This is a genomic window from Acidobacteriota bacterium, assembly GCA_028875575.1.
Taxonomy (GTDB): Bacteria; Acidobacteriota; Terriglobia; order Versatilivoradales; family Versatilivoraceae; genus Versatilivorator.
On record JAPPDF010000018.1, the window covers coordinates 1 to 5,299 of the forward strand.

The window sequence follows — 5,299 nt, forward strand, 5'->3', positions numbered from 1 at the left end:
ATGAACTCGGCAAACAGGTAGGCCCAGAGGGTCTTCCCCTGAAGGCTCAAGGTGGGATCGCCCAGGTCGAACTTGTTGTCGGCGGCGGCCACCCGAATCAACTCGGAGAACCCCCCGGGAATCTGGGACAGGATGACGGGCAGGCAAATCAGGCCGCCGCCGATCAGGGCGATGCCCTGGAAAACGTCGGTCCAGATCACGGCTCTCAGACCGCCCACCACCGTGTAGACCGATACCAGCACGCCCCCGACCACGATAATGGCCGGCACCGAGTCCTCTCCCGTGCCCAGGATCGACTGGATGGCCAGGGAGACCGTGTAGAGCACCATGCCCGTGCGGATGAAGTGAAACAGAATGAAGGTGCCGCCGGCATACATCCTGGCCCAGAGCCCGAACCGCCGCTCCAGGTATTCGTAGGCCGAACTGACCCGGGTCGACCGGTACATGGGAATGAACAGGTGGACCGCGATAGCGATGGCGGGGATGTAGCCGAAATGGGACACGAAGTTCCGCCAGTTGCCCTCGCCGTAGGCAAAGGCCGGCAGCGCCAGAAAGGTGACGGAGCTGACGATGGTGGCCATCAGCGAAAATCCGATGACCCATCCCGGCATGGACCTGCCCGCCAGGAAATAGCCTTCGTCGGTCTGGCTGGATCGGGCCGAGCGCACGCCGATCAGGATCAGCACCGCGAAGCTGGCGGCCACCACCAGTTGATCCAGCAACCTGATTTCAATACCGATCATATGGTTTTAACCGTTGACTGCGTTGGAGGTCGGAAATGATGGCCGCCGCCGTGGCTTCGCCGCTCGAAAAGGAAGCCGGCACGATAGGCGTTTTCTCGGTTGCGCAACATCAATCCTGACGACGCCGCTCGGCTCGAACCCCCGGGCTTGCGCCCGGGGCACTATTCGAAAAAAGCACGTTCCCCTATGCAGTGTCGTCGGTTACGGGAGAGCTGGGAAGCTGCGGCTCAGGGTAGCCCTGGGTGTCAACCCGGGGTCGTATGGGTTCTCCACCAACCCAGCCGCGAATGCGGCGAATAGGAAGCACCCGTTCGGGAACGCATTGCCTCTCCAAAGAAACGCCGCCCCACGCCACAATCACCCGCTGACGCTGCTGCAACGGTCACATTAAATGCCGTGATGTCTAGCGTCATCCATTAGAGTCTATAACCATTTTATTTATGAGTGTCTTATCTAAGCTCTGCCTCGGCCAGACTCGCTACCAACACCCCTTGCAATCCACTGCCATCCCCAAGATAAGGGGGGAATTGTTGCTGCAAACATCTCCGCCCGTCCGTTAACCAGGACCAAGCCCACCGGTCGCCATTCCGAAAAGTCTCTTTCGGCCTCTTTCCTGCGCTCTGCTCCGCCCGGAAGACACGCCGACGGCCTGCCACCACCGCGATCCGACGACCGCCCCGCGCCAGACCGCAGGCACCGAACGTGGCCTGGAGAATGGACTCTGTCGGCGATCAGGCAGCAATTCGCGCGGCCATTCGCCCGGACAAAGCCGGCCAGTCGAGTGCTCGGGCTCGTTCAGCCCGGACACCGGTCAAAAGCCGACTGTCAGGCTCGTGTAGCCCACATGCGAGCGAAAGCCGCGAACGCCGCCAATCCGCTCCCAATAGCCGTAATACTGCCAGCCGAAGTTCAACGCGAGATTCTCTTTCATCTCCACTGTGAGACGAACCTGAGGCGAATGGTACGACATCGGCAGGCTGGTCATGAGGTACGCACCTTCGAGCGAGAACGCCGATCGCTCAGCGAAAGCCAAGTCGAAGTCACCGCCGCCCGTGTCCTTCGTCAGGTTGTAGCCAAGGTTCAGTGTCACACGTTGCGCCGGAGTCGCACGAATCGCAAAGTTCAAATTGTGGATGCTGCCGGCATAGACGCTGCGCAAGCGTTCGGGCTCGCCAGTGAATTCGAACAGGTCGAGTATGCCCGTCGAGACATCCATGTTCAGCAAGCTGTAGCCCGCGTCCAGGACCATGCCCGTATCCGGATGTAGCCATGAGGCATGAACGCCTTGGCTGCGACTCTTCGAGCTGTAAGCCAGCAATTCGGTTGGGTTGGCGTTACCTCGATTCTTGAAATAGGCGCTGACGGTGAAATCCCGCGCTCGCCAGCGCAATCGAGCCGACTGGTTGTGAAAACGCCGTTCGCTCGTCGGGGTCAGCGGACGGTCGGCCCTGCCGACTTCGAAGTCGAACGAAGCTCGAACATTGCGCCCGGGCAGCCAGCGTAACCCCGCCGCGCCGGACTGGAATTGGTTGTCCACAGACTTCAATTCCCGGCCGAATCCGAAATCCGCAAATCGCAAGGCGTCCGACGACCTTGCCCTTCTCGTCGAGAACCTGTAGCCGCCGTAAATGCTGACTCCCTTGAGCGCTCTGTAGGTAGCCTCACTTGCATTGGAAATGCGGCGAATTCCGAGGTGGCTGAACCGCAGGTATTCGTCCCGGAACAAGCCGATCTCTACAATTGACGCGTCGCCATCGATGCGGGTGTTGTGAAATGCCGTCGTGTTGGTGATTGTCCAGCGCGGCGTCGGCAGCAGCACGATCGTGGTCTCGCCGGAACTCTGCTCCCGGTTGGCGTCGCCAACGATGAATGCCTCCCGGTAACCGGCTATCGTAGTAGCCGTACCCGGCGCCGAGATGTAGTCCGTCAGAACCGAGTTTCGCCTGCCGCCGGCGTAGACGAACCGGGAGTTGAATCCAATGACGCGGTCCTTCCTGGTCCGCAGGGCCAGCGTCGTGATCGAAGTCCGCCCGTGAAATGGCTGAGATCGGGTGAAGTCCTCTACAAGCTGAATGTTCGATGTGGCGGAAGGGAGCCCGGACGCGTCGGCTTGGCTCCCTTCCTCCTCGTAAGCGTCGACGGCGTGCGTCGCGGTCAAGGCCAGTCCGACAAATTTCGCAGTAAATCCGGCCCTGTACTGGTTGTTCGATTGCTGCAGGTTGGCCTGATAGCGAAGGTAGTTGCGCGCGTCCAGCACGCCGAAATCGTCCGTCGTTCCCACGGACGCAAAGCCCGGGCCGGACCGTCCATTTCGGTCGTATCCCAGCAGCACCTCGAAGTTCGACCCGGGAAAGACCGTGAGGTCATGAGTCTGCATCGCGCGCTCCACGGTCAGGCCGTGCTCGCCGCTCCAGAGCGCTGGCAAGCGATTGTGATACCTCACTAGCCGATACTGCAGGTCGTATCGATACAGGCCATTCTTCTCGGCTTGGATGATGTGGGCCTGATACGGGTCCCCTGCCGCTCCGGACGAGCGTAGCGAGAACTTGTCCAATGCGCTGCCCTTGCCATCGAGGGAGTTGACGTGCAGCCTGCCTCGGAACAAACGTAAGCCGTCGCCAAAATTCACGCTCGCCCGGTACAGGTCATGGTCCCCGCCGACGTTGGCGAATCGATACCCGAATTCGAAGGAATTCGAGATTCTGTAGCCGCTGAACTCACGAGAGCTCGCTGGAACTTTGGCCGAATAGGTGACCGGTTGCTGTCCAAACGCCGAGGGGCATAGGAGCACGAGTAGGAAGCAGTACCTTCTCATCGTCGAAACTTCGGATCGGCGTTCGAGCCGTGGATCCGCGAGTGACAGAGGACGCAGTCCCGGAACGCAGGGTCGGCCAGGTTGTGGAACCAGGAGTTCGGCGAACGGATGCCATCGGCACGCAGGCCGAAATCCCCGACGTCGTTGTGGCATTCCAGGCACAAAACAAAGGCTGAAGGACGGTTCAGCAGGCGTGCATTGGTGCTGCCGTGCGGGTTGTGGCAAGCCTGGCAGCCTTCGACTCGGACAGGCGCGTGTTCGTGGACAAAGGGACCACGCTTGTCGGAATGGCACTTCGTGCAGGCAATGTCGTTCCCGAGGCCGTGCGAAACCATCCTCGGAGAGTGCGCCGTGCGCCAGGTCGCGAGGGCGGCTCCGTGTGGGTTGTGGCAATCCGTGCAGTCCATCGCGCCCTCGTTGACCCGGTGCTTGAACGGCATGTTGAAGCGCGCTTCTATCTCCCGATGGCAGCCGTAGCAGACGCTCCGCTGCTCGGCCGCAAGCAGCGCACCCACCTCGTGCGGTCTGTGGATCGAATGGCAGCTCGTGCAACCGACTTCGCCCGTCAGGTGCGCCGACCGGCGAATATGCATCTTGCCGATGTCCTGGCTGTGGCAGCGAAGGCAAACATCCTGGGCCTGGCCAGGTTCGATCTCGGGAAACGCCACGATCTTCCCGTTGTCAGGGTCGATGACATGGAGGCCGGCCGGGCCATGGCATCCCTCGCAGCCCGTCTTCCCCGTGGGTCGGTTCGCCAGGGCCACCGATTTGAAGTGCGGATCGCGGGGAAAGTTTTCCCACTCCGCCGGATGACAGCCCTGGCAAATCCGGCTGCCCAGGAATTGCTGGCCGGTTGGCCAGTGCTCCTCGTGGAACGCACGCAGGACGTGGCGATCCGGCGGCCACTCGGCTTGCGCAAAGGAAACGAAGGGGGCAACAAGGAAAACCAGAACGACGATGGGCAGGGTCGCCACCATGCGCGCCATGCCGGGTCCGAATGCCGGTGAGACGCCTCTCTCACAGCTTCCGCTTTGCGGGCACGGTTCCCAATCGACCGGCAGCATTGAATTCAATAGTACGGAATCGACTTAGACGGATTCAATCAAAACCCACCATGCAGCATACTATTCACTCACAGGTACAATATATAGTTTTCTCCCCGAAAAAGGGGTCTCTCTATTGCCCTAACTGGATCGACTTAATCAATAAACGGCGAATCCCCAATATTTACACGGCAGATTTCGATCTTTCCTCGTCTGGTACCAGGAAACTGGCCCGACTTTCTCAACAGGGGGCTTCAGACCCTATCGTTACCTCCATGATCCGCCCGGCTGCTACCAACCGGAGCGACAGTTGTTGGACGGGTTTCGCACCGGTTGGAAGATGGCGCCTTTCCATGGCGCACTGAGAAATGCAGGCTAGCTGTCCTCTGACTCACCGGGGGAGCAGAAAAGGATCGACCTGAATGATCGTGTGCCTGCCCGCGCCGCTGATCCCAGAATGTTCTTCCTTATCGGAAGTGGGGCCTTCAGCAAAGGCTGTGGAGACAGCACACTATTCGCGGCCATGTCCCCGAGGTTGATCCGACCGAGCGTCGTCGTAGCGGGACCCTACTCCCTGGCGGGGATATAGGCGCCGTCTCCGGTTCTCTCACCCGGAGCCCCGCCGTCGTTGACCACCCCGTAGGCCAGGAAGGGATTGGCCCCCGAGACCTTGCGGATGCGGACGTAGCCCTGCGTGG

Annotated in this window: 3 protein-coding genes; all 3 read right to left on the bottom strand. The window is 60.6% G+C overall.

The window, feature by feature from the left end:
* On the bottom strand, nucleotides 1-743 hold a 743-nt coding region (locus tag OXI69_02540; GenBank protein MDE2665010.1), incomplete at its 3' end, for a sodium:solute symporter.
* Nucleotides 744-1,554: 811 nt separating this feature from the next.
* On the bottom strand, nucleotides 1,555-3,558 hold the full coding sequence (locus OXI69_02545) for a hypothetical protein (GenBank protein ID MDE2665011.1): 2,004 nt from the start codon (nucleotides 3,556-3,558) through the stop codon (nucleotides 1,555-1,557).
* On the bottom strand, nucleotides 3,555-4,544 hold the full coding sequence (locus OXI69_02550; protein MDE2665012.1) for a DmsE family decaheme c-type cytochrome: 990 nt from the start codon (nucleotides 4,542-4,544) through the stop codon (nucleotides 3,555-3,557). The genes OXI69_02545 and OXI69_02550 overlap by 4 nt, the downstream gene beginning before the upstream one ends.
* Nucleotides 4,545-5,299: the final 755 nt, after the last annotated feature.

Excerpts from the sequence above, each read along its gene's own strand:
- OXI69_02545 (MDE2665011.1), bottom strand. The coding sequence starts at position 3,558 with ATGAGAAGGTACTGCTTCCTACTCGTGCTCCTATGCCCCTCGGCGTTT.
- OXI69_02550 (MDE2665012.1), bottom strand. The coding sequence starts at position 4,544 with ATGGCGCGCATGGTGGCGACCCTGCCCATCGTCGTTCTGGTTTTCCTT.